Consider the following 24,376-nt stretch of genomic DNA (forward strand, 5'->3'; position numbering starts at 1 on the left):
GATTGCTCCCTCGCCTTCTCGATGACAGAAAGCTTAAGGCGTCGCTTGGGGATGGGGTTACCAGGTGTTGTAGGAGGTTCCGTCGGAGGCGGTCTGCTGGGCTCCGCTGTGGACGTCGTCGATGCCGGTCTCGGTCTGGTCGAGGCTGATGTTGGTGTCCTCCTGGACGGGGAGCCAGGTGTCGGAGCGGTGGGTGAAGGGGTCGACGGGCATGGACTTGAGGTAGCCAGCCTGGACGAGGTCGTCGAGGGATTGGGGGGCCTTGGCCTTGTCAACGGTGTAGGAGTCGATGGCCTGGCGCATGGTGTGGAGATCCTCTTTGAGGACGGCCTCTTTGGCGTTGCGGATGTTGCTGGTGTAGGCGGGGATGGCGATGGCAGCGAGCAGGCCGATGACGACCATGACGATCATGAGCTCGAGGAGGGTGAAGCCTTGTTCGGCTTGGCGGGTCTGTCCCGGTTCGAATGACTGGCCGGATGGGCGGGTGGAGCGAATTGGGGGGGTGGCTACCATGTGGAGTACTTCGTTCCGTCGAGTGCGGTTCCGGTGCTCTTGCTGTGGACGTCAAAGACGTTCTGGCCGCCGAAGGAGTCGGAGTCCGTGTCGTCCTGGTTGGAGCGCAGGCCCCAATCGGTGTTGTTGGTCATGGGGTCGACGGGGATGCGACGAAGAAATTTTACCTTTTTTCCCTGGGCAGCGGTGACCTCGACTCCGTCGACGAGGGTTTGCAGGTCGGGGGGGTAGCCGAGGGAGTCGGCTTTGATCTGGAAGGCTCCTTTGTCCGCGGCGTCCTTGTAGTGGTCGATGGCGTCGCGCATCTCCCAGAGGTCGCGGCGGAGTTCGCGCTCTTTAGTGCGCTTGACCTGGAAGCGGGCGATAGGGATGGCCGCGGAGGCGAGCAGGGCTACGATGGCTACGCAGATGATGAGCTCGACGAGGGTGAGGCCAGATTGAGGGTGTAGGGTGTAGGGCTTAGGGTTTAGGGTGTAGCGTACTCTACGCCCTGAACCCTGCACCCTACACCCTGATTTACTTGACATGCACCGTGGCCTGCGAACCGACGGCCGGAAGATTGGCCTGCGCGCTGTTGAGAGCGCCGACTTTGACGAGGGCGAGGGTGGAGTCTCCAGGGGCGATGGCCTTGAAGGTGAGGGTGCAGAGGCTGCCGGTTCCGCTGACGCCCGGGGTGTTGGGCGGACGGATGGAGGAGATGGCGACGAGGCCCTTGTCTTCGCGGTGGACGAGGGAGACGGCCTGACCATCTTTGCCGAGGAAGTTTCCGGCGTCGACGTTGACGAGTTGCAAGAGCGCTGGGTTGAATTGGAGCTGGAGGGGCACGGAGAAGATGTCGTGTCCGTTGCCGAGCATGACGGCGACCTGGAAGGTGCTGCCGACGGGCTGGGTGGAGTCGGGCGGGACGACGGTGAAGCTGACGGGCGGGCCACCTACGGTTGGGGTTGCCGGGGTCTCTGGTGTTTGGGCTGCCGGGGGTTGAGTGGCTGCGGGCTGCGTGTCAGGAGTTTGCGCTCCGGGCACGTAGTTGGGAGGAGGAGCGACGGGGGCAGCCTGCTGGCTTAGCTGCTGGACCATGGTGCTGGCAGCGTTGGCTGCGCTGGTGGGTGAGGCAGGTTTGCGAACCGAGTTGCTGTAGACGGGCTCAGAGTCGCTGTCGTTGGCGGAGACGTCGCGGCGCAGCTCGATCGACTGACCGGTGCCGGTGTCGATGGGGCGGACGTTCGCGCGGGTGAGGACTGACTCGCGAACGATGTGGGGAATGATGATGAAGACGATCTCTTGCTTGTCGTTGACCTTGTCGCGCGAGGAGAAGAAGTACTTGAGGAGGGGCATCTCGCCGACGCCTGGAGTGCCATTGATGTTGAGGCTGTCCGTCTTGGTGATGATGCCGGCGAGGAGGGTGGGTTCGCCATCTTTGAGGGTGATCACCTGCTCCGAGGTGCGCTGGCCGATGACGGGCTCGGTGACGCCTGAGATGGTGACGTCGGAGATGTGCGAGAGCACCTCGATCTTCATCTTGAGGGTGACCTCGCGGTCATAGTGGACGGTAGGCGTCATGTCGATGTTAACGCCGATGTCGAGGTAGGTGAACTGGGTCTGCACGCCGATGCTGGCGACTCCGGTGGAGACACCAGCATTGTAGGAACCTGTGGCGACGGGGATCTTCGAACCAATCTTCATGGTGGCGCGCTGGCCGTCGGTGGCGCGGATGCTGGGGTTCTGGAGGATGCGGGTATCAACGTCGCTAAGGAGCGCGTTGAGGGTGCCGCCGGTGATGCCTACGGCGAAGTTGTTGGCGTTGAGGTGGGCGAGGGTGTTGAGGGTGAAGTTGGAGGGGCTGGTGTTGGTGCCTGTTCCAGTGCCAGTACCGCTACTGCTGCTGCTCGAAGTAGTGGTTGGACTGGCCTGCGGGGTGATGGTGATGGACTGCGGAAGCGTGATGCCGAGGTTATGCTCGACGTTCTTGTTGACTTCGAGGACTGCTACGTCTACGACCACCTCGGGGCGGGCACGATCGAGGTCGTTGAGGAGCTTCTGCGCGAGGAGGAGCTGGTCGGGCGTGGCGCGCATGACGATGGCGTTTTGGCTGGGGACGAGATAGATCTTGACGCTGGGGTCGAGCAGATTGCGGATGGCGATGACGACTTCATTGGCGTCGTTCTGCTGGCTGGCGTTGGTGAGATAGAAAGTCTGGACGGCCTGTTCGTCGAGGTCGGTGCGCTTGGTGCGCGAGTTGGTGGCGACGAAGATGGTGTTGGGCGTGATGGCCTTGTAGAAGGTGCCGGAGATGGTACCGACGATGCGGAGGGCGTCCGTGAGGGAGACGTTGGTGAGGTCGACGGGGATGCGCTTGGAGCTGTAGTCGGGGTCGAAGAGGACGTTGAGGCCGGCAGCTTTGCCGATGGCTTCGTAGATGACTTTCACGTCCTCGACCATGTGGAGGGTGATGGGATCGTTAGTGACGGGCTTGAGTTCGACCGGGCCAGCGATGGAGCCGAGCGTGCTGAGGGTCTCGTTCTGGCGCGACATCTGCTCCTGCGCCTGCGGAGTATTGTCGCGCTCTACCTGCTGCTCCCGTTGGATCTGATTGATCTCCTGCTGAGCGGCCTGGTTGCCGGAGTCGATCTGGAGGGCGCGGGTGAACTGGGCCATGGCGCCCTGGAGGTCGCCGTTCTGGCGGAGGACACGGCCGCGATCGACGTGGGAGACTGCGGCCTGATATCGCATGCGGTCGAAGTGCTCGGTGAAGCGGAGGTCCTTCGGCTTTTTGAGGACGGCTTTGTGATAGTCCTCGTAGGCTGTATCGAAGTCCTGGCGCGCTTCGGCGTCTTGACCGCGCTTGTCCCACTTGGCGGCTGACTGGGCGTGGGCGGTTGTGGCGCAGAGGCTTGCGATGCTGCATAGGAGCAACGCAGGGAGCACACTGCCTGGGAACACGCGACGGGGAGTGATTGATAGAGTGCTGATTGATTTGTACAGGCGACCCATGCTGCTTCCGTTTTCGTCCTTTACACCGTGAAGAGTATGGCGTTTGCCGGAGATAACGCCTGCCGGGAAGATCTTTCCGGCGTGGGCGCTGCCTGTGGGGGCCGTGCCTGCCAGGCTGCTGCGCTCGGGTGAGTATAGCATTCGCTCCAAAGTCGACCTCGTCAAAAAGTGGGTAGGTGTCTGGGTTGGTCCGCGGTCGTTTTGGGGTACGGCTCGCGGCTGGAAGATTGGGCAGAACTCATGACGTCAAAAAGTAGGACTGACAAAACGTTGTGATTAGACGCGCTGGGCTTCGGCGGGTGAGGGCTCGGGTGTGAATCGAAAGTTGCAGACATGTTAAAGTAAGAGATTGCATGGCACGTTCTATGTCCAACACGACAGCCGCCCACCAGCCCAAGCCGGTGGTGAAGGAGAAGGACCGCGACCCGGTAGCGGCGGGCAAGAGAGACGCCGCGTTCAATCGATCGGCGAGTTTTAACTATTTTTTGACAGACAAGTTCGAGGCCGGGGTGGCGCTGCGCGGTACCGAGGTGAAGTCGATCCGCGAGGGGAAGGCGAATCTGAAGGACGCGTATGGGCTGCTGAAGGACGGCGAGTGTTTTCTGTTGAATGCGCACATCGGACCGTTCTCTCATGGGAATGCGATGAACCATGATTCGCTGCGTACCAGGAAGTTGCTGCTGCATAAGAGCGAGGTGCGGAAGCTCGAGGGTATGACGAAGCAGAAGGGATTTACGCTGATCCCGACACGACTTTATTTTCGCAACGGGCGGGTGAAGTGCGAGATTGCGCTGGCCAAGGGCAAGCAGGAGTGGGACAAGCGCGCCACCGAACGTAAGCGCGAGGCCGATAGCGAGGCCAAGGCCGCGGTTGCCCGGAGTCAACGAGGGTAGTTCTACTTTCGTTGTAGTTTTACTTCCAAAGTGATCGACATGCAGTCGGGTACGACGCGCAGTCGGGTTACGATAGACACATGGACACGAAGTTACTCTTTCAGGATGCTGCTGGGTTCCAGACGCCGCTGCTGGCTGTATTTGCGGTGGATATCGCCGTGGGCAAAGATGCGGAGCCGTTGGTGGCTTTGTTGACGACGTCGGATTCGGTGGCGGATTCGGTGGCGAAGGTTCTGGCTTCGGGCGAGTTCAAGGCGACGGTGGGCGAGACGCTGCTGCTGCACGGCCCGAATGGGTTGAAGACGGAGCGTCTGCTGGTGGTGGGGCTGGGGAAGGCGAAGGGCCTGTCGGTGGAGGAGGTGCGGAAGGGCGCGGGGACTGCGGTGCGCGCGGCCAAGCCGCTGGGAGCGCGGGAGATGGCGATTGCGTTTCCGGAAGACCATGCGCTGGACGACGAGCACCTGGAGACGCTGCCCTGTGCGTTGCTGTCGCGCGCGCTGGTAGAGGGAGCGGAGCTGGCGGAGAAGGATTGGGATACGTATCGGAGTGAACGGAAGGACCGGTCGGTGCGGTCGCTTTCGGTGATTGCGAAGGAGGCGGAGAAGTCGACTCGGGAGGAGATTCAGGAGGGCTTTGATGCTGGAGTGATTGTGGCGGCGGCGCAGAACTTTACGCGGTCGCTGGTGAATGAGCCGGGCAATGTGCTGACCCCGACGGAGCTGGGCAAGCGCGCGGCGGCGATGTGCGCAGAGATGGGATTGCGGTGCGAGGTGCATTCGACCGCGAAGCTGCTGGAGTTGAAGATGGGCGCGTTTGCCGCGGTGGCGCAGGGTTCGGAACAGCCTCCGGCGTTGATTGTGATGACGTATGAGCCGAAGCTGGCGAAGGGCGAGGCGCTGGCGAAAGATGCTCCGGTGCTGGGGCTGGTGGGGAAAGGGATTACGTTCGACACGGGCGGGATCTCGATCAAGCCGGGCGATGGCATGGAGAAGATGAAGTACGACATGGCGGGCGCTGCGGCGATGATTGGCGCGATGCAGGCGATTGCGCAGTTGAAGCCGAAGGTGAAGGTGATTGGGGTGGTGTGCTCGGCGGAGAATATGCCGGATGGGAAGGCTTACCGGCCGGGCGATGTAGTGACGGCGATGTCGGGTAAGACGATTGAGGTGATTAACACCGATGCCGAGGGTCGGCTGGTGCTGGCGGATGGTCTGCACTATGCGAAGACGCTGGGTTGCACGCATCTGATCGATGCGGCGACGCTGACTGGCGCTTGTGTGGTGGCGCTGGGGATTGTGAATGCGGGGTTGTTCTCGAACGATGAGGCGACGTGGCAGAAGTTTGTGGACGCGACGAAGACTTCGGGGGAGAAGTTCTGGCGGCTTCCCTGCACCGATGATTACAAGGACCAGATCAAGAGCCATATCGCGGATATGCGGAATACGGGCGCGAATCGTTGGGGCGGGGCGATCTCGGCGGCGATGTTCTTGAAGGAGTTTGTGGGGGAGACGCCGTGGGTGCATCTGGATATCGCTGGGTGTGCTTGGAATGATGAGAATAAGCCGTGGATTGCGAATGGGCCTAGTGGGATGGCGGTGCGGTCGATTTTGGAGTGGGTGCGGGGGTACTCAATCTAGTTAACGGTCCTACCTTGCAGCAACACCCGAAAATGGTAGAGTCCGCGCTCGAGCGCTAATGCGCTTGCGAGGATATACATGATTATCAAACCTAACTGTATGCATGGGCATTGTGTGCCTGTGTTCGTCCCCACTCCTACTCCGGAAATCATTCAGTGCCGGTTTGTCGGCAACCGGTTCCGCTTAGGAACTGCACTCCAACGGCCGGCATGTCGCTTGAAGTTTGAGTTGCTAAAGATTTGAGCCGCTGAGTACAGAGTAGGCACTCAGCGACTCAGCTGAAAATTAAAGCGACTGTCGCGCAGTTCGTATGAACAGGAAGAGAGATCGCAAGCAAAGACAAATACGGGGGTCTCTCCACTGCGCTGCTCACGATGAGACTGTGAGCAGCTTCGGTCGAGATGACGATCTTTTTGAGGTTACGTTGGAGGAGAACAAGAATAATTTGTATGAATTGCAGTTACATAACAGGTGGGGCTTCGATGCCTAGGTAGCCTAGCGCGCGGGTCATCTCTCGTTGGGCTACCGCGGCGGTGGCGAGGAGGAGGGTTTTGCGGGTGGGGTCGGTTTCGTTTAGGACGTGGTGGCGGTGGTAGAAGTTGTTGAACTGCTGGGCTAGCTGGAAGGCGTACTTGGCGAGGTAGGCGGGCTCGGCAGTGGCGATGCATTGTTCGATCAACAGGGTGAGTTTGGAGGCGAGGAGCCAGGTCTCCCAGAGACTGCTTCCCTCTTCGGTGTCCAGGAGGGTGGATAGGTCGAGCGTTGCGATTGCGGCCAGGGATGCGGCTTCGGTGGTGTTGGCTTTGCGGAAGATGTTGGCGGCGCGGACGATGGCGTACTGGACGTAGGGGCCGGTCTCGCCTTCGAAGCTGAGGGCATCTTTGAAGTCGAAGGCTATGACCGTGTTGCGAGTGAAGCGGAGCATGAAGTAGCGGAGGGCGCCTACTGCGATCTGCGCGGCGATGGTGAGGCGGTCGGCGGGTTCGATCTCGGGATGGCGGGTGTCTACTTCGGACTTTGCTGCGGCGATGAGCCGGTCGAGGAGGTCGTCGGCTTTGACGCCGAAGCCCTTGCGGCCGCTGACTTCGATGAAGGGTTTCTTCTGGTCTTCTTCGCTGATGGTGTAGCCGAGTTCGACGGCGCAGCGGGGGGTGAGGGCGACCATCTCATAGCTGAAGTGGGTGTAGCGGTCGGCGGCTTCTGTGTAGCCCATGCCGCGGAGGGCGGCGATGACGTTGTTTTGCGGATCGTTCTGGCGGGAGTCGATGACGTTGTAGATCGCGTCGGCTTTGCCGAAGGTGGGGTGGTTGGGGGCGCTGGGGCCGGAGGTGGAGATCCAGCAACAGTGCGAGGGGTACTCGTGAAATTTTGCGTAGCCGAAGTCCTTGCCGGGGAGGAGGCCGAACTTCCAGAGGTGGTAGGCGATGTCCTTGCCGACGTAGGTGACGGTGCCGTTGGAGCGGACGATGACCTTGGCATCTTCGTCGGGTTCGGGTTTGGCGGCGATGGGGTTTGCTGAGGTTGAAGAAGACGGTCTCGCTTCGCTCGATGCCCACATCTCAGAGTCGAGATGTGGGGCACCCGGTTCTTTGGTGGATTCGGATGTGGCGGTGGGTTCGAAGCCGGCGCGGCGCATGACGTAGCAGCCTTTGTTTTTGCCGGCGGTTTCGAGGTAGAGGACACCTTTTTCGAGCATGAGTTCGCGGGCCGCGTCCCAGAAGTGGAGGGAGAGGATCTCGCTTTCGCGGGGGAGGAAGTCGTACTCGATGTTGAGGCGCTGCATGGTTTGCAGATGGCGGCGGAGGACGGCGGTGGAGATGAGGTCGGCTATGTCTGCGGTGTCGTTGTGGCCGAGCTCGAGGGCGTGGAGGGTGTCGAGGCGGATCTGCTTGCGGGCGTCGATGTGTTCGGGGTCGGCGGTGTACCACTGGGAGACGCGGGCGTAGAGATCCCAGCAGTAGAAGTCGATGCGCTGATTGGTCTCGAGGAGTTCGGTGAGGAGTTCGCGGGTGCTGGTGAGGGTCTTGCCTTCGAGGTAGACGAGGCCGACGACTACGTCTGCTACCTGAACGCCGGTGTTGTCGATGTAGTTTTGTACGCCGACTTCGTAGCCGGTTTTGAAGGTGCCGGGACGGAGGAGGCGCTGGAAGGTGTCGCCGAGGATGGCGTTGCGGAGGTGGCCGATGTGGGCAGCTTTGTTGGGATTGATGCTGGTGTGCTCGACGAGGCGGAAGCCGGGGCCGCCGATGTCGGCGTGCTGATCGGCGGCGATGCGGCGGACCGTGGCGGCGCGGTCGAGGCGGATGTTGAGGTAGCCTGCGCCTGCTACTTCTACGCTGGCGACGCCTTCGAGGGTGGGGAGGGCGGCGGTGAGTTCGGCGACTAGTTCGGTGGCGATGGCGCGGGGGGCTTTGCGGAGGCGCTTGGCCAGCTCGAAGGCTACGGGCAGGGCTAGTTCGCCTAGGGCGATGCTGGGGGGCTGCTCGACGACGAGGTTGGTGAGGGTGACGTCGTACTTCGCGAGGAGGATGGCCTGGATGCGGGCCAACAGAGACTGCTGGATTGTGCGATACATGCTTTGGGGGTCACCACTTTGGAAGATGGGTTCAGTTTACTAGAGGCTTGTCCTGCCGGACGGCCCCACTGCGCGTGGGGCCGTCACTTCGTGACTTGTATACCCCTTCGGATGGTCCTCCTGCCGCGACCGGTATACACGTCACGAAGTGACCGCCCTCCGCGAAGGACGTACGTCCGGCAGGACCTTTCTTCATGGCAGCCTGGCCGGCAGATCTTCAATCTCTTCGAGCAGAGGCTTGTGGTTGTGGATGCGGATGCGATGGATGAGGAAGATGATGCCTCCGGCTCCGGTGACCGAAAGGAGCATCCAGACATGGATCGCCAGACCGAAGACCGCGGATTGCGACATCGACGCACCGTGGTTGACTAGAGAGGTTTTGACGGCTAGCTCGAAGGGGCCGATGGCTCCGGGGGAGCTGGGGATGAGGTAGGAGAGGTTGGCGAAGGAGACGGCGAGCCAGGCAGCGATGCCGTCGACCGAGAGGCCGAGCAGACGGATGGCAGAGAGGAAGATCATGCCTTCGCAGGTCCAGATGACGACCGACTGAAAGAGCAGGAGAAGAGAGCCAGCGACGCCAAGCCGGCCGGTTGCGTCGAGGGCGAGGGTGATCCAGTGTTCGATTTTCTTCAGCAGCGGGCCGGCGGGGAGGCGGGCGAAGAGCCGCTGTACGGGAGCCTGCAGGCTGCGCGCCGCTACGAGGAGGATCAGCAGGCCGATGGCTGAGACGGCGAGGGAGATGGTGGCGATGAGGCGAAGGCGCGGCGTGGCGATGCGGCCAACGGTCGAGACAAAGAGAAGGACGAGGACAAAGATGTCGAGGAGCTTTTCGAGGATGACGGTACTGAGGATGACGGAGGGCGCGGTGCCGAGGTCGTCGGAGTAGGTGAAGATGCGCATGATGTCTCCGATGCGCAAGGGGAGGATGTTGTTGGCGGCGAGCGAGGTCATGAGGACGCGGGCGCAGACGGCGAAGTGGGCGCGGAGGGAGCGGCCGTTGCGGGGCATCATCTGGCTCCAGCGAACGCAGCGCAGGGTGTAGCTGGCGACGGTGAAGCCGAGGACGCCGAGAATCCACGCCGGGTGCACGGCGCGGAGGGCGCGGAACTCGTTGAGCGGAATGTTATGGAAGGTATACCAGAGGAAGAAGGCGCTGATGAGAAGGCCGGGGATGGTCTTCAGCAGGTTGCGGCTGTTGGCGGCGGCGCTCATGCGGGCAGCCTGAGGGACGCCGGGCGATGGTTGGTTCCGCGGGGGACCGGAAGGGAAAGGGGACGATCAAACATGCAGCTTCGATTGTATCGTCTGGGTGTTGCCGATCCTCTTGCGTTTTGCGTTGCGGAAGCAGTATGCGTCGGGGCGGTTAGACGGAGACGGAGACGAAGACACTGCGGAAGGCCTCTTCGTCCTGCTGCGGATTCTTTCTGCGTTGAGGGTTGGATTCCGCCTGGGCCTCGACGCGGGAGATGACTTCGTCCCCATCGCTGGCTGCGAAGCTGCTGAGTCTTCGGCGTACGGCGGCTGCGGCTTTTCTGGCTTCCTGGGCCTGAAAGGCGGATTGGGTAGAGCCCAGAGTAAGCTGGCTGACCGGACTGCTGTGAATGTGCATGATGTGGCCTCTCCTGGTGTTGTCTCCTTCGTACGGCTTGATGAACCTGGCTTGATGAACCTGCCCTTGTAGGGCAATCGGAGGGCCAACTTGCAGAAAGGCGTGATGAAAGATTTCTAAGTATTGTGCGTGGCGTATTTTTTGATTTGGGAGAGACGTAGGCTGAATCGATGTTTTGGCGTCTAAGTCAAAGAGTTTGTCTTTGTTGAGATGCTTGTTGAGATATGCGCGAATTTGATTTCGCGAGGAGTGGCTGGCTTTCGGTTAGGATTTCGCAGAACGCAGAACTGATGTCATGCGATAGAAACTAAGACCACGGCAGGAGCAGGATTTATTTGGCTACATCGATCGCATCACAGCTCTCTTCGATAGAGCTCGAACTGGAGCGGTACCGGCGGGAGCGAAGTTTTGCCGCTGTGCTGGTGACTGCGTTGACGTTTCTTGCATTGCTGATCCACGGCTACCATCCGTATGCCGAGGATGGGGGCATCTACCTGCCTGAGATCAAACGTCTGCTGGATCCGGCGCTTTATCCGTACGGGGCGGAGTTTGTGGTGGGGCATCTGCGGTACTCGGTGTTTGCGCCGCTGATGGCTGGGCTGGTGCGCGAGTCGCGATTGAGTCTCGAGATGGTGCTGCTGCTGGTGCATCTTGCGAGCTTCTGGATGACGTTATTTGCGGCGTGGTTGCTGGCGGCTCGCTGCTACGCGTCGCGTGAGGCGAGGGGCGGTGCGGTGGCGCTGCTGACGGTGTGGTTGACGATTCCGATTGCGGGGACTTCGTTGATGCTGATGGACCCGTATGTGACGGCACGAAGTATCTCGACTCCCTGTGCGCTGCTGGCGCTGGTGGGGACGCTGCGGTTTTTGTCGCCGCAGTTTGAGATGGAGGGGGAGCGGCGGCGCGGGTTAGGGCTTTGCTGCGGAGCGCTGCTGGGTGCGGCGACGATGCATCCCCTGATGGGGGCTTATGCGCTGGGATCGGTGCTGGTGCTGGGAACAATTCTGTGGACGAGCCGGCTGGTGCGGGTGTGGGGGACGGTGGGACTGTGTTTGACGGCCGTGATGGTGGCGGCGGGGGTGCAGTTGTCGGCTCCGGCGGAGAGCGCGGATTACCAGAGAGTGATGCTGACACGGAGTTACTGGTTTCTTAGCCAATGGCACTGGTATGAGTGGGTAGGACTGGCGGCGCCGCTGATGATTCTCGCGGTTGTGGCCGTGAGGCGAGGTCGCGAGGTGGAGGTGGTGCGGGTGGGTTTGGCACGGGTTGCGATCGCGTCGGGAGGGACGGCAATTGCGGTGGCGTTGCTGTTTGCGAGAGAGGGGGCCGCGGTGCATCAGGTGGCGAGGCTGCAGCCTCTGCGGGTCTTCCAACTGGTGTATGTGGTGATGATTCTGATTATTGGTGCGACGCTGGGAGAACGCTTGTTGGAGCGACGTGTGTGGCGGTGGGTTGCTGCGTTCTCTTTGCTGGCGGCGATTATGCTGCAGGTCGACCGTATGGCCTTCCCGGCTTCGAAGTACTTTGAACTTCCGGCTGCATCGGAAGGGGGTGGGGGAAATCGCTGGGTGCAGGCGTTTGTCTGGATCAGAGAGAACACGGCGAAGGATGCGGTGTTTGCGCTGGACGCTAACTACACGGTCAGGGATGGGGAAGAGGCACAGGGCTTTCGTGCGATTGCGGAGCGGAGTTCGCTGCCGGATTCGAAAGATGGCGGAACGGCGTCGAACAGACCCGAGCTAACGGAAGAGTGGTCGCAGGGGATGGCGCTGCAGACTGGGCTTGATGGGGGGCTTGGCGGGGAGTCAGGCGGGAAGGCGGGGCCCGGTCGGTTTGCTGCGCTGAAGGCGGTTGGTGCGACGTGGGTGATCCTGGAGCGAGACGCTGCGGCGGGGTTTGGGTGTGCTTACGAAAATGAGGTGGTGAAGGTGTGCCGCCTGCCGTGAGGAGAGCAGGCGGCGCAGGCTTCAGTTCCCCGCTGGAGTTGGTTTGGCGGGAGCGGGTGCGGTGGTGAGGACGACCGTCTCCTGATCCTTGTTTTCGAATTTGGAGTAGAAGCTGCGGAGGCCGGCGTACTCCTCGGTCTTGAAGTAGATCTCTCCGAGAACGTAGTCGCGACGGATGGTGAAGCTGTTGGGGGTGGACTCCGAACGGAGAGTATAGAGAGCGAACTTCTGGAAGCCCATCTGGTCGGCCGTGGGGAGAGATTCTACTTTGAAGGACGGTGGGAACTTGATGCGGACGGCGTCCTGATTAATGCGGGAGTATGGGAAGTAGACCGGGATCTCTCGTTTTTCGTGGGGGAACGCCGGCTTCGCGTTGACCTCGAAGATATCAGCGGGGATGAGCATGCGCTTGCCGGTGGCGGAGCCCAGGTTTCCTTTGAAGGAGAGGGTGACGACGAGGGGTTGTTCGTAGTCTTCGAGCTTCTCGATGGAGGTGACCTTGACGTCGGCTCCGGCAGGCATGAGGCGTTCGACGTTGGTGCGAAGTTCGCGTTTGAGGCTTTCGTCGTCGCCGGTGAGGGCGCGCTGCCGCCAATGAAGAGCGGGAGATCCCAGGTAAGTCATCTTTAGAATGCCGCTGACTTCGCCGTGTTCGTCCATGGTCAGGTCGGCGATTCGCGTGGTCTTCGAATAGAGATAGGTCTCACCAGGAGTCTCCACTGGACCGGCGCCACCGTCCATTTGCCGAAGACCACTTGTCTGGCTGTGCTTCCACTCGAGATGCTGGTAGGGACAGTAGCGAGAGCCAGGGTCGAAGAACTGATCCTTGCCATCTACGTTGACGATCGCGACGTCGTCGTCAAGCTGCGACATGCTGAGGTAGGCGCGAAAAAAAACACTGCGGTCGCGGCTGGTGATCACGGCGAGATAGGCTTTCATGCCGGCGGCGCGGGCCATGGCGACGAACAGTGCCGTGAGTTGATCGTTGTTGCCGCGCTTACGGGTCCAGATGTCGTCGGTGGTGTGAACCTCTTTGAGGCCCTGGGACTTCTCTTCGGTGCTGGAGTGCTCGCGGGTATAGTTGGTGTTTTCGAGCTTCATTACGGCGGCGTAGATCTTGCGCAGCTTCTGATCCTGCGAATCTGCCGGGAGGATGATGTCGTGAACGGCTGCGGTAACGACGGGTCCGGGTCCGATGAACTTGTCGCGACTCTTCGCCCAGCGCTTGCCTTCGTTCTTCCAATATTCGTCGCCAGTGCGATAGGGAGAGTAGTAGAAGAGGACGCGATAGGTGAAGCTGGAGATGGGTGGCATGTAGTCCTCCTCGGGGGCGGGAGGGATATCGTGCGCGTTGAGATCGAAGATGTACTGGCCGTCTTCGTAGGCTCTGGAGGGAAGCTGGGTTTCTTTTAAGTCGGTGCCCGCGGGAAGAATTTTGGTCCAGGAGATGGTGTTGGTGAGGCCGCCGTCTTCCGACGAGATGAGTTGTTTGTCGGTAGGGCGCCAGGAGTAGTGGGCTTTGCGGGTGTAGAGAGCGGTCTGGATGTACCACTGTGGCGCCCTGAACCAGTTGTCGCCGAGTCGCAGCTTGTACCGGTATTCGATGATGCTGCCAACCTCGACGTCGGGCAAGGTGAAGACCTTGGCCATGAAGCGGACGCCCTGGGTCTTTTCGACTAGCTTCTCGTAGGGTTTGCCGGTGAAGGGGATGATGGTGCCATCGGGGTGAATGGTTCTGCCCTGGATGTCGTCGATGTCCGTGGAACCGCCTTCGTTGGAGTGAGCGTAGCTGAGTTCGACGTTGGCGTACTCCTTGCCGCGTTCGGTGAGGACTTTGAGCCGGACGTAGATGCTGAACATATGGAGCTTGTCTTCTGTGGTCTCTTCGCGGAAGAGGTAGACGGCGGCGGCGCCGGGAACCTCGGGCTGTGAGGTCATGGAGAGTTCTTCGGGGGTGGGGACGGTCCACTGCGCGCGGGCGCAGGGTGCGGCGAGGAAAGCCAAGGCAGAGAGAAGAGTGAGGCAGAGGATGCGGCGTGAGGTGTGGTTCATGTTTGGAGTCGTCCTTGTTCGATTGCTTCGTAGTACGTGAATCGTTTGTGATTGATCTTTGTTTAGAGATTTTTTTACTGCTTTTTGAGGACGGCTTTGCTTTGTTCGTCGGCTGCTATGACGCCTGAGAGCTTTTGAACGTCGGGATATCTGTCGGCGGGGAGGGTGACCTCGCGAACGGTATAGGTGCGGGTGTAGTGGAGGGTGTGGTCCTTGACTACGCTGGAGCTCTCATAGGAGGCGAAGTCGAGGTCGAGCTTGACGGGATCGGGGATCTCGTCGACTGCGTATCCGGAGGGAAGCTCGATGGTGTAGTCGTCCTGCTCCTGCATGGTCTCGCTAAGGTTGATCGGGATGTTGTGGCGCTCTTTGCGATCGGCGTAGAGAGCCTCGCTGCCGAGGACGCGGGGGCGGACCATGAGCAGGGGGCCCATGGGCTTGCCGAAGTGGTCGGCGGTGAGGGAGTAGGAGGTGGTGAGGTCTTTGTTGAGAGCCTCGGCGTTCTGCACCTTGAAGTCGGAGACGGTGAAGGTGGTGAAGTCCTGGCCGAGGAGGCGCTCGAGAAACTTGGTCTGCTCTTTGGCGTCGCCGCTGATGTAGAGATCGCGGCGGTGTTCGGAGAGGTCGCCGAAGCGCTTCTCGGTGACGGTGCCTTTGAGCGAGCCGTCGGGTTCGAGCTGGAAGGTGGCGGTGCGGCGGATGGTGTTGAGATCGGGAGAGAGGACCGGAAACTGAATGATCTGACTGTCGGGGCCTTCCACCAGAACGCCGTAGCCTCCCTGGAGGTTATGCGCAAGCTGACCGAAGGCGGTCTTGTCCCAGGTGGGATCGAAGATGAGGTAGCGGCGACCGGACTTGGCGGTGACGACACTGCGGAGCTTGGGGGAGTTGTAGCCTTTGGGGATTTCGATAGCAGCGATCATGTGGTCGCCGACGATCGAGGGTGCGTCGGGGTCGATGACTCCGCGACGATGGTCGACCAGGACGAGAGCCCCGTGGACCCCTACCGTAGAGAGCATGGAGACGAGCAGGGTGGCTTTGTCTTTGCAGTCGCCGTAGCGGTTGTGGAAGATATCTGCGGCGTAGTGCGGTTGATGGCCGCCGATGCCCATCTCGATGACGAAGTAGCGGACCTGCTTCTGAACGAATTCGGCGATGGCTTCGGTCTTGTCGTAGAAATCGGTCTTGTCACCGGTTAGTTCTTTGGCTCTGGCGGCGATCTCGGGTGTGGCGGTTAGGCGATCTTTCGCGAGGGTCTGGTACCACTGGCCGACGCTCTGCCAGGTGCCTTCGGTTGGCGACTGGATAGTCGGCCCGGCGTAGTGAACGGTCATGCGGCCCTCGAGCGAGGACTCCGACGGGCGAAGCTCAACCTGATCGAGGTCGATGGGAGGGACGTCCTTCATCTCCCAGCGCCAGCGCTGATGTTCGAGGTCGATAGCCGGGAGTTCCCTGCTGTGCGCCCAGACGGTGCCGTGAATGAATCCGGGGGGCAGCTCGAGGGTGAAGCTCTGATTGAGGCGCGGGAGTTCGCTTTGAAAGAACCAGGTCTTCTCGGTGAGGTAGGGGTGCGTGCGCTGCTCGTATTCATAGGCGACGACGCCGCCGGGGTCGCGGCCGGGAGCCTCTGCCGCCCTTACCTTGAGATCCATGAAGAGGTTGCCCTGGCCGGGGTAGCCGAACTCTACCTGCTCACTGTCTTTGACGGCGTACTCGTGTCCGTCGGGTCCGATGCTCCAGACATGCAGGGAGAGGATCTTGGTGTCCTTGTCGAAGGGGACGGCGATTCTGCCCTCGTCGCGGCCCTGGGGACGAAGGATTTTGACGACGCTGCGGAAGTGCTCGGTGGCGCTGCCGTCGGGCGCGACGGTGTAGGTGGTGTCTTCGAGAAGGACGACTGCATTGGTTTCGGGGGGATACTGGGGGACCTTTTGCTGCGCGGCGGTGCGGACCCAGTCGGGAACGTTGTCGGGCCGGGAGGCGAGCGCTGGGATCGCGGTGAAGAGGATGAGGCTAATTGTCGAGATAGATAGATGAAGTTTGCGCAATTGCTCTGCTCGCTGGTTCGTTCGTCGTGTTATCGGGTTTCGATACACTGGCAGCCCCATCGTTGAATTGGAAGCGTCCGGCTGCGTGACAGGATTGTGTACGTTTGAGAGTTATACGTGGGAGAGGAGAGTAGTTCAAGGGAATTCAGGGGACGGCACGGTACGTCGAATGGGGGATATTCCCGCTTCAGAGTTGGCTTCGGAGTTGGTGACTTCAGGCTGAGTGGGTGTAGCTGGTTCCCTGCAGGCGGGCTCGGGCTCGGCGGCGCAGAGCGGAGCGAAGGATGACGGCGAGGAGGAAGCAGACGACCAGGGTGGAGATGACCATGAGCCACTGGTAGTCGGCGAAGAGCATTTTGAGCTGGAGCCAGAGCGAGAGGGAGCCTACGCGGTAGACGTCGTTGCCGATGCGGTAGGAGGAGAAGTGGGAGTCGTGGAGGACGCTTACGGATTGGGAGATGTCGGAGGACTGAGAGGTTTGAAGGAAGCTGGAGAGAAAGTTGGGGATGACGGTTTTGTCGCGCAGGGCGATGACGACGACCGACTGCTTGGATCCGCTGGGCCACTCGACGCCTTCGATGAGTGCGTCGGGGATGGTGCCGGCGGTTTCGAGCTGGCCGGACTGGATGTGGTCGGAGCTGCGGACCTTCCACCAGGCGTGCTGGAGTTGCGCGAAGAAGTCCTGGGTGTCCTGGATGTGAAGGCCGCTGCCGTCGACGCTGACGGGGAGTGATGGATTGAGGCGGTTGATGGCGGGCTGATCGTCGACGGTGCCGAGGACGAGGTAGTCCTTGTGGGCGTCGGGGCGCATGCCTTCGGCGTTGGTGACGGTGACGTTGAGAACGGGGTAGCCGGTCTGGGCGCCGAAGTGGGCCATCAGGGTGAGGTAGAGCTCGATCTCTTCGGGGCCTGGGGTGTCGGGCAGGACGACGGCGGTGTCGGAGAGGTCGGCTTTGCGGGTGAAGGGGTAGCCGGCGTTGGCGAAGATCTCGAGGTTTGGCAGAACGGCCAGGTGGGGAATGTCCTTGAGGTCGAGGTAGGAGTCTTTGAGGATGGAGCCCAGGAGGTTCGGCGAGGTTGGGTCGGGGCAGTCGGTTTTTTTGGCGAGTTGGAAGAAGAAGCGCAGCAGGATGGAGTTCGAGAAGGGACGCATGTCCGAGACGGGGAATGGGACGATGCGCGCGGGGGAGGCTTTGTCGGTGTGCGAGAGCGGGGTTGAGTTGATATAGGCGTCGTTGAGATAGACCTGGAGGGAGCTGTCGTCTGAGAGGGGGACGCCGTTGTAGCGATAGGCGAGATGGAAGCCGAGATTCTGGCGGGTGCCGTAGAAGAGGTCGGGCGGGAGGCGCAGAAAGAGGGCCACCGGGTTGGAGCCGTCGGTCTGGAGGCTGCTGGTTTGGAGGAGGTCGCCGATGGGAGTGTTTTTGTCGGTGCTGAGCCAGCGTGGTGCGTCGTCGGCTTCGCGCGAGGCAGGCATTTTGATGGCGGGGATACGCACGCGATCGCCGCTGAGGAGGTCGCGCTGGAGGGTGAGCGCAAGGGCTGCGCTGAGGAGGTCGGCGTCGGTCTCGCCGGTCAGGATGAGGAGCTTTGAGTAGGGGTCCGAGGGGTTCGGCCGCATGACGACGGTGGGGCCGGCGATGGAGTTGATCTGGAGTTCGGCGGGAAACGATGGGCCATTTTGGCCGATGACGATTGCGTTGCCGGCGGGGATGGTTCCGACTGTGACTGGGAAGCGGATGGGGCGGGAGTCGGCGAGGAGTCCGAGCCACGAGGCGAGGATGCCTGCGGCCTGAAGGGCCTTCGGAGACGGCTGGCCGAGGAAGACGATGGGGATGACGGGATGAGGATTGACGAGCGGATCGTAGAACGGCGCGGGGAGGAGCTTGAGATCGTCGTGCAACTGGCTGAGGGATCCGGCGAACTCGATGGTGGAGCTGTTGTCGATGTGTGCCCAGAGGGTGGAGTGGGCGGGGTCTTCGCACTGTGAGGCGTAGTGGCCGACGAACTCGAAGGTGAGCTGATTGTCTCGTGTCAGGGCATCGACTGGCAGCGTGACGGTCGATTCGAGCAGGTCGGTGCTTTGGGCTGGAACGGGATTTGTAACTGTCTGGGTGGCTTGAGTGGCGCCGGTGGGGTGTGGGTCGACGACGGGGAGGGTCGCGAAGAGGGTGCCGTTCAGGCTCACCTTGAGATGGCTGAGCGATGGAATGAGACCGGGCGAGACGTGGTAGCGAAGATGCATCGTCGCGGTCTTGACGACCTGCGTCTGCGGCAGTGCGAAGTGGATCGTGTTGAAGGCGTCGAGGCCCTGCATGACGATGGTTCGTGGGACGCCCAGATCGGAGAGGCTGACGACTCTGTCGAAGGTGTCCGGCGGCGCGGCGGCAGCTTGTGCAGCGGTCAGTCGAGCGGCGTATGCCTTGTAGGAGAGGAATGGTTTCACCGCAGGCGGGTTTTGAGGTGGCTGCTGGGTTTCGGTCGAAGGCGGGTTCTGGGCTGCAGGGGCGGGGGCTAGTGGAAGAGTTTGAGCTGGAGGCGCGGTTTGAGCCGGTGGTGGGGTGCTGGCATCATTCTGCAGCAAAAAATGTGTAGTGTGAAGCGGGTGAACCTGAGCGAAGAGAGCGGAAGAGCTCACCAGCAGGGCGAGGACGAGAAGCGGTACGACGCTGGGAGCCAGATTACCGTTGGACGATGGTTCTTTTGCTTTGGCGCCGCTGCGAAAGGTTCGGACGAAGCCTTGCCCGGCGAGTTGGACGATGCGGCGCAGGCTGGTGAGTGGTCTGTCTGCCTCGCGTGTCTCTCCCCAGCCTAGCCAGGTGTCGGCGCGGGAGTAGAGGACCATGGTGAGCGCCTCTTCTTCAAGGAGGGTGAGCGGGTCGAACTGGGCGCGCAAGGTGTTGCCTTCGATTCCTACCACGGTAGCGGGTAGGGTGGCTTTGCCGTCGAGAACCGGCAGGGTGAGTTTGACGGCGTCGCCGATGCGGCCGGTGAAGGCGCGCTCGATGCGGACCATGAGACCGCCGCTGGACATGTCGCTGGTGACACCGCGGACGATGGTTCCATTGCCGAGCTCTACGTCGGCGGGGACGGACATGGGAAGACGGACGGCCTGGCGGCGCTGACGACTCTCCCAGGCGACGGAGGTGGCGACGCCGAGGATCATCATGTTGAAGCAGGCCCAGAGGAGGTTCATCAGAATGGTTCCAGGGTGGCCTCCGTCGTACATGTCCGCGATGAAGTGAAGCGGGGAGGGTGTTCCGGCGCCGGGAAACTGAATGAATCTGGGGATGGCGCAGAGGATGCCGATGGCGTTGAGCGCTGAGAGGAAGAGGAAGGGCTGGGCGATGCGCGAGTCAAAGAACCGGCGCGTGACGACGCCTCCCTTCGCGGTTACGTCGAAGTTGCCGAATCGGGGGTTGAGGAAGGCGAAGAGTGTGGGAAGAAGGATGTAAGGCGCGAGGACTGTCTCGTAGATCTGGTTCCAGAAGGAGTGGCGATGCTGGCCCTGGATGCGGGAGTTGGCGATGTTAGCGAGTACGAGGTGCGGGAGGGCGTAGGCGAAGATAAGCAGCCAGTAGCCGGGGAGATTGACGTGTCCGAAGATGAGGTAGACGAGCGGCGCTGTGAGGAAGATGAGACGCGGCAGAGCGTAGAGGAAGTGCGTCATCGCGTTGAAGTAGCAGAGACGCTGGGCTGCGCTGAGGCCGCGGGCAAAGAGCGGGTTTTCGGTGCGGAGGATCTGGACCATGCCGCGGGCCCAGCGGATGCGCTGGCGGATGTGGCCGCTGAGGCGTTCGGTGGCGAGGCCTGCTGCCTGCGGGATGTTGATGTAGGCGGTGTTCCAGCCGTTCCTCTGCATGCGGAGGGAGGTGTGGGCGTCTTCGGTGACGGTTTCGACGGCGATGCCGCCGATCTGGTCGAGGGCGGAGCGGCGGAGGACGGCGCATGAGCCGCAGAAGAAGGTCGCGTTCCAAAAGTCGTTGCCGTCCTGGACGATGCCGTTGAAGAGCTCGCCTTCGTTGGGGATCGTGCGGAACTGGTCCAGATTGCGCTCGAAGGGATCGGGCGAATAGAAGTGATGCGGGGTCTGCAGCATTCCGAGCTTTTTGTCGCGGAGGAACCAACCCATGGTGATCTGCAGGAAGCTTCGGGTGGGGACGTGATCACAGTCGAAGATGACGACGTAGCGAGAGTTGAGCTGGGCGAGGGCGTGGTTGATGTTGCCGGCCTTCGCGTGCTGGTTGTCGTCGCGCGTCATGTAGCCGATGCCGGCGTCTGCGGCGAACTGGCGAAACTCTTCGCGCTTGCCGTCGTCGAGGAGATAGACGTTGAGCCTGTCGGAGGGCCAGTCGATGTTCAGGGCGGCGAGGGCGGTGTACTTTACGAGGCTGAGCGGCTCGTTATAGGTGGGGATGAGGAGATCGACGGCGGGCCACTGGGCGATCTCGTCGGGCAAGGAGACGGGCGTGCGGCGCAGCGGCCAGAGCGTCTGGAAGTAGCCGAGAAAGAGAACGACGAAGGCGTAGAACTCGGCGAAGAGGAGGAGGCAGATGAAGAAGCCGTCGAGAACGCTCCAGGTCGAGCCGGGATCGAAGAAGAACTTGAGGGTGGTCGAGACTCGCCAGAAGCCGTAGCGGAAGGTGGAGAACATCGAGGCCAGCATGAGCGTCAGGGTGACGAGGTAGGAGCCGGAGCTGCGGTCCATCCAGATGACCAGGGCTACGGTGAGGATGCCGAGGACGATCTGCTGGGGCCAAGTGAGCTCCAGAATGCCGGTGAATGCTAGAAGAAATACTCCGCCGAGAAGGATGAGAAAGCGTAGGGCTTTGTAGAAGAGAGCGTCACCTGATTGAAGTTGGTCGAAGAGAGGGCCCTCCCTCATCGCTCGCTCCAGCGAACGTTGCGGAAGCCCGCGGTGGCCGGTGCGGCGACGGTGCGGAGCCAGGTGGCGAGGTTCAGATAGTCTTCGGCGACGGGTGCGTCTGGAGCATAGTCGACTACGGTCATGCCCTCGGCCAGAGCTTCGCTGACGGACTGGGCGCGACGGATAACAAAGGGGAGGAGGCGATCTCCTAACTGCCGGCGCATCACCTCACGGACGTCGAGGTGCAGTGGCAGCGAGGTGTCGAACTGATTGAGGACGTAGAAGGGCTGCAGGGGGCGGCCATCGCCGTCGTTGACGCCGCTGAAGAACTTTTCGACGGTCTGCAGACTGATGACAGAGTTCATGTCGGGCGCGACGGGAACGAGAATGGTAGGGCTCATGCGGGCCATGCGGCGAACGATCCAGCTGGAGCCGACGGTGAGGTCGAGCAGAATGCGGTGGGCGCCACGGCCGTTGCTGATGATCTCTTCGGCGAGAAGCTCCTGTGCTTCCTCGTCGGTTTGCTTCTGGTCGACGTCGTAGCTGACGAGGTAGATGGGAGCATCGGTGCTGCCGCTGGGAGGCGAGAAGGTGCGGACGGTTCCGTGGCGAAGCTCGCTGGCGCCGAAGTAGAACGGCAGCAGACCATGTGAGGTGGTGTCGGTGAGCAGAACTTTTTCTCCCATGGAGGAGAGAGCTCGCCCGACGGTGGCGACGAGGCTGGTTTTGCCGACTCCGCCGGCGAGGGAGAAGACGGCGAGGACGGGGGTCCGGGTCTCCTTTTGACGCACGGGCGCTGCCTCGGGTTGATCCTGTCCGGGCTGTTCGAAGACACCTTTGAGGGCGTACCAGCGGGCGGCGACGCGCTCCCTGGAGTGCTGGAGGGTGTCGGCCACCGAGGATTGAGAGGGTGGCTGCTGCTGCGGTGCGAGTGGCTTTGGAACGACGGGCTGCGCGGGCGAGGCGTAGAGCCAGGCCGGGCCGGCAGGATCTGACTGGAAGGCAGGTCGCGCGGAGGCTAGAGGCGCGGGCTCAGGAGATGGGTCTGCGGAGCTGCGACGCGGCGGGTCGGATGGATTGTGCGGCTGCTGATAGTCGAAGTCGTCCTGGGCTCGGCGGCCGCGGGTGGAGTCGGAGGGGACCAGCGCTTGAGAGAACGGAGAGACGGGCCTTGCAGGTGTGGAAGAGATCGGCGGCGCAGACCGAAAGGCTCCCGATAGTCTGGGGCGGGGCGGTGTGGCCGGGGAAAGATTCGACGAAGAGTCTCGAGTGGAATCGAGCGGAGTATCAGCCGATGTCCTCGAATGATCCTTGACGGATGGAGACCGCTGATCCGGATTGGCTGCGGAAGCCGCGGGGGCCGGTTCGCTTTGAGACGCCGGTGCGTCGGCACGGGGCTGAGGATCGGTGCGGCGTTGACCCAGCAGCGGGGCCGCACCTTCGTTTGAGGACGGTGGAGGCGGCGGTGCGGGCTGTTCGGAGGTGGGCTTCATATCCTGGGATAAAAGAGGTGCAGGCGCAGCTCGGTTTTGCGTAGGAATTAAATGTCTGATTGGATCAGGAGTAGTGTACTCGGCTTGAGAGTCGTCGGGGCCGCGATAAATCTGGCGGACACCGGAGGCTTCATCTGGGCGGTAGCCCTGGGGGCGGCGTGGGGTCATATTCTGCTTAACGTAGACACGCTGCTCGGGTTGGATTGGATCGCTGGACTGGACTGGATCGCTGGGCTGGATTGGATCGTTGCTCAAGGGCGATTCCTGTGGAGAACCGGCCGGTTGGTGGAGTGCGGCTTCGGTAGCCGGTTGATGGTTTGGCTGGGGGTGCGCCTGGGTTGGGGTTTGAGCATGAGGAGTGTAGGGGTCCGAGGTCCGGCCGGGCAGCTCTGGAGCGTCTTCGGAGGCTCTGCGACGAATCTCCGAGTCGGCATAGCGAGCGGCCTGTCGCTGGGCGGAGGCGTGGGCCTCTGCAATCTCACGTTCTTCGCGGCGGGCGGCAGCTTCGGCGACGGCGGCGACTTCGGCCCGGCGAGCGGCTTCGAGACGTTCGGCTGCAGCGGTTCGAGCGGCTTCTTCTGCTTCGCGCAACGCACGCCGTCTGTGGGAGTCGGAGTCTTCGGAGTAGGGATCGAGTGCGACCTTCGATGCGTTGCGTGCGGCGGCATCGGCGGTTGCGGCGGCGTCTTCGGCCTCAGCCTGAGCCAGGAGCGCCTGCTCCCGCACCTGCTCGGCGGCGCGATGTCTGAGCTGCGCACGATACTCACGACGCGATGCTGAGAAGTCGCGATACTTGGCTCCATGAAGATTTGCCCAGGAATAAAGTACAGCAACGTCTTCAGGTGTTTCCGTTACTGCGAGATCTTCGACCTTGTCGGTGGTCTTGTCTGTGCCGCGAGAGTCCATAGCTCTTGGTCCTGTGAGTTTGGTGAAGCGGTTTCTTTCAGTTTGAACTGCGCCGGTTCGCTGCCAGTTCAAAATAGGTGGTTGCACCCGTTCCAATGCAATAGCCTGAGGCTACTGTGGGTAGTACCCCAAGTCAATGAAACCGTCGTGCGACTTAAGTGTGAGAATGCAATGGGGGCGCGGGTTTTCGCATCAATCGCAGCTGAATTTGGGGTGAAAACAGGCTTCCGGAATGGAACTTTTTGGGTTTGATCCTGAAAGAACCTGCTCGTGGCGTATCCAGGCGTCACTTGAGCGGGGAGTCTTCTTCGGCTTTCCTGCCGGTGAAAGGGGGAAAGAGGGTAAAAGCTTGCGGTGGCGCTGGTTGAAGGCAATATTCCCCTGTCTAAATGTGCTAACTTGGTAGTGTGGTCTGAGAGCGTAGCTCAGTTGGTAGAGCATCGCCCTTTTAAGGCGTTGGTCCTGGGTTCGAGCCCCAGCGCTCTCACCATAACTATTCCATAATCAGCTATCTATACCACTTTCTAAATGGTCGAGATTAAGAAATCGTTTCGGCCGGACAGGGGAGATCTTCCAGCGGTGAGGCTCGCGCCAACTGGTCGCGGGATGTCTACGCCAGATGATGGGAGATCAAGGTGCAATAGCGCTCGATCTCGTCTTTTTGGTAGAAGGGGCCACGTAAGTTGCTGAGACACCCGGTTACGACCGCCTTCGGCGCAAGCACTATCGCCCTGCTTCCCCTGCTAGAACCACTAGCCTCCCCTTTGCATACCGAGTTCTATCATTTGGTGGGACCTGTCAGTGCGGTGGCCGTACCGGTGTTGCTGAACTTTGCGGGAGTATGGC

The 24,376-nt window shown here is 61.4% G+C and carries 13 protein-coding genes and 1 tRNA gene; 4 read left to right on the forward strand and 10 right to left on the reverse strand.

What is annotated here, in order from left to right; translation table 11 throughout:
• Positions 1-57: 57 nt before the first annotated feature.
• Genes HDF09_RS03055 through HDF09_RS03065 form a run of 3 tightly spaced genes read right to left on the reverse strand, consistent with a single transcriptional unit; the run spans position 58 to position 3,645 of the window.
• A complete protein-coding gene (locus tag HDF09_RS03055) occupies positions 58-513 on the reverse strand; it encodes a type II secretion system protein (RefSeq protein WP_183761279.1) in 456 nt (151 codons plus the stop codon).
• Positions 507-1,040: a type II secretion system protein gene (locus HDF09_RS03060; RefSeq protein WP_183761282.1), complete on the reverse strand. Its 534-nt coding sequence runs from the start codon at positions 1,038-1,040 to the stop codon at positions 507-509. The genes HDF09_RS03055 and HDF09_RS03060 overlap by 7 nt, the downstream gene beginning before the upstream one ends.
• On the reverse strand, positions 1,030-3,645 hold the full coding sequence (locus HDF09_RS03065; RefSeq protein WP_183761286.1) for a cohesin domain-containing protein: 2,616 nt from the start codon (positions 3,643-3,645) through the stop codon (positions 1,030-1,032). Before HDF09_RS03065 ends, HDF09_RS03060 begins: the two co-directional genes overlap by 11 nt.
• 212 nt (positions 3,646-3,857) lie before the next feature.
• Between HDF09_RS03065 and smpB the strand changes: the two genes are divergently transcribed.
• Together smpB and HDF09_RS03075 are read left to right on the forward strand one after the other, a co-directional pair.
• Complete coding sequence (smpB, locus tag HDF09_RS03070) at positions 3,858-4,397, forward strand: SsrA-binding protein SmpB (RefSeq protein WP_260180890.1); 540 nt, start codon at positions 3,858-3,860, stop codon at positions 4,395-4,397.
• Between the two features lie 80 nt (positions 4,398-4,477).
• The gene (locus HDF09_RS03075) at positions 4,478-6,034 is read left to right on the forward strand and encodes a leucyl aminopeptidase (RefSeq protein ID WP_183761288.1); all 1,557 of its coding nucleotides are present in this window, start codon (positions 4,478-4,480) and stop codon (positions 6,032-6,034) included.
• 460 nt (positions 6,035-6,494) lie between these two features.
• On the opposite strand, the gene HDF09_RS03080 is transcribed toward HDF09_RS03075, so the two are convergent.
• From HDF09_RS03080 to HDF09_RS03090, 3 genes are all read right to left on the reverse strand, one after another.
• Positions 6,495-8,609, reverse strand: coding sequence for an arginine--tRNA ligase (locus HDF09_RS03080; RefSeq protein ID WP_183761291.1), 2,115 nt, complete (start codon positions 8,607-8,609; stop codon positions 6,495-6,497).
• A 192-nt stretch (positions 8,610-8,801) separates the two neighbouring features.
• Complete coding sequence (locus HDF09_RS03085; RefSeq protein WP_183761294.1) at positions 8,802-9,821, reverse strand: lysylphosphatidylglycerol synthase transmembrane domain-containing protein; 1,020 nt, start codon at positions 9,819-9,821, stop codon at positions 8,802-8,804.
• A gap of 151 nt (positions 9,822-9,972) precedes the next feature.
• Positions 9,973-10,218, reverse strand: coding sequence for a hypothetical protein (locus HDF09_RS03090; protein WP_183761297.1), 246 nt, complete (start codon positions 10,216-10,218; stop codon positions 9,973-9,975).
• A gap of 335 nt (positions 10,219-10,553) precedes the next feature.
• On the opposite strand from HDF09_RS03090, the gene HDF09_RS03095 reads away from it, so the two are divergent.
• Positions 10,554-12,164 (forward strand): hypothetical protein, encoded by a 1,611-nt coding sequence (locus HDF09_RS03095; protein ID WP_183761300.1) that lies wholly within the window; start codon positions 10,554-10,556, stop codon positions 12,162-12,164.
• A 21-nt stretch (positions 12,165-12,185) separates the two neighbouring features.
• Here HDF09_RS03095 and HDF09_RS03100 read toward each other — a convergent pair whose 3' ends face one another.
• From HDF09_RS03100 to HDF09_RS03115, 4 genes are all read right to left on the reverse strand, one after another.
• Positions 12,186-14,216 carry a DUF3858 domain-containing protein gene (locus HDF09_RS03100; protein WP_183761303.1) on the reverse strand — a complete coding sequence of 677 codons (2,031 nt, stop codon included), beginning with the start codon at positions 14,214-14,216 and terminating at the stop codon, positions 12,186-12,188.
• A gap of 74 nt (positions 14,217-14,290) precedes the next feature.
• Complete coding sequence (locus HDF09_RS03105; RefSeq protein ID WP_260180891.1) at positions 14,291-16,264, reverse strand: DUF3857 domain-containing transglutaminase family protein; 1,974 nt, start codon at positions 16,262-16,264, stop codon at positions 14,291-14,293.
• 214 nt (positions 16,265-16,478) lie between these two features.
• Positions 16,479-21,149 (reverse strand): UDP-forming cellulose synthase catalytic subunit, encoded by a 4,671-nt coding sequence (gene bcsA, locus HDF09_RS03110; RefSeq protein WP_183761310.1) that lies wholly within the window; start codon positions 21,147-21,149, stop codon positions 16,479-16,481.
• On the reverse strand, positions 21,146-23,530 hold the full coding sequence (locus tag HDF09_RS03115) for a cellulose synthase operon protein YhjQ/BcsQ (protein ID WP_183761313.1): 2,385 nt from the start codon (positions 23,528-23,530) through the stop codon (positions 21,146-21,148). The genes bcsA and HDF09_RS03115 overlap by 4 nt, the downstream gene beginning before the upstream one ends.
• A 414-nt stretch (positions 23,531-23,944) precedes the next feature.
• Between HDF09_RS03115 and HDF09_RS03120 the strand changes: the two genes are divergently transcribed.
• Positions 23,945-24,020: transfer RNA gene (locus tag HDF09_RS03120), tRNA-Lys, on the forward strand.
• Positions 24,021-24,376 lie beyond the last annotated feature (356 nt).

Origin of the sequence: Edaphobacter lichenicola (genome assembly GCF_014201315.1) — a bacterium.
In the GTDB taxonomy this organism is placed as follows: domain Bacteria; phylum Acidobacteriota; class Terriglobia; order Terriglobales; family Acidobacteriaceae; genus Edaphobacter; species Edaphobacter lichenicola_B.

Excerpts from the sequence above, each read along its gene's own strand:
- HDF09_RS03055 (WP_183761279.1), bottom strand. The coding sequence starts at position 513 with ATGGTAGCCACCCCCCCAATTCGCTCCACCCGCCCATCCGGCCAGTCA.
- HDF09_RS03060 (WP_183761282.1), bottom strand. The coding sequence starts at position 1,040 with ATGTCAAGTAAATCAGGGTGTAGGGTGCAGGGTTCAGGGCGTAGAGTA.
- HDF09_RS03065 (WP_183761286.1), bottom strand. The coding sequence starts at position 3,645 with ATGCTATACTCACCCGAGCGCAGCAGCCTGGCAGGCACGGCCCCCACA.
- smpB (WP_260180890.1), top strand. The coding sequence starts at position 3,858 with ATGGCACGTTCTATGTCCAACACGACAGCCGCCCACCAGCCCAAGCCG.
- HDF09_RS03075 (WP_183761288.1), top strand. The coding sequence starts at position 4,478 with ATGGACACGAAGTTACTCTTTCAGGATGCTGCTGGGTTCCAGACGCCG.
- HDF09_RS03080 (WP_183761291.1), bottom strand. The coding sequence starts at position 8,609 with ATGTATCGCACAATCCAGCAGTCTCTGTTGGCCCGCATCCAGGCCATC.
- HDF09_RS03085 (WP_183761294.1), bottom strand. The coding sequence starts at position 9,821 with ATGAGCGCCGCCGCCAACAGCCGCAACCTGCTGAAGACCATCCCCGGC.
- HDF09_RS03090 (WP_183761297.1), bottom strand. The coding sequence starts at position 10,218 with ATGCACATTCACAGCAGTCCGGTCAGCCAGCTTACTCTGGGCTCTACC.
- HDF09_RS03100 (WP_183761303.1), bottom strand. The coding sequence starts at position 14,216 with ATGAACCACACCTCACGCCGCATCCTCTGCCTCACTCTTCTCTCTGCC.
- bcsA (WP_183761310.1), bottom strand. The coding sequence starts at position 21,149 with ATGAGGGAGGGCCCTCTCTTCGACCAACTTCAATCAGGTGACGCTCTC.
- HDF09_RS03115 (WP_183761313.1), bottom strand. The coding sequence starts at position 23,530 with ATGGACTCTCGCGGCACAGACAAGACCACCGACAAGGTCGAAGATCTC.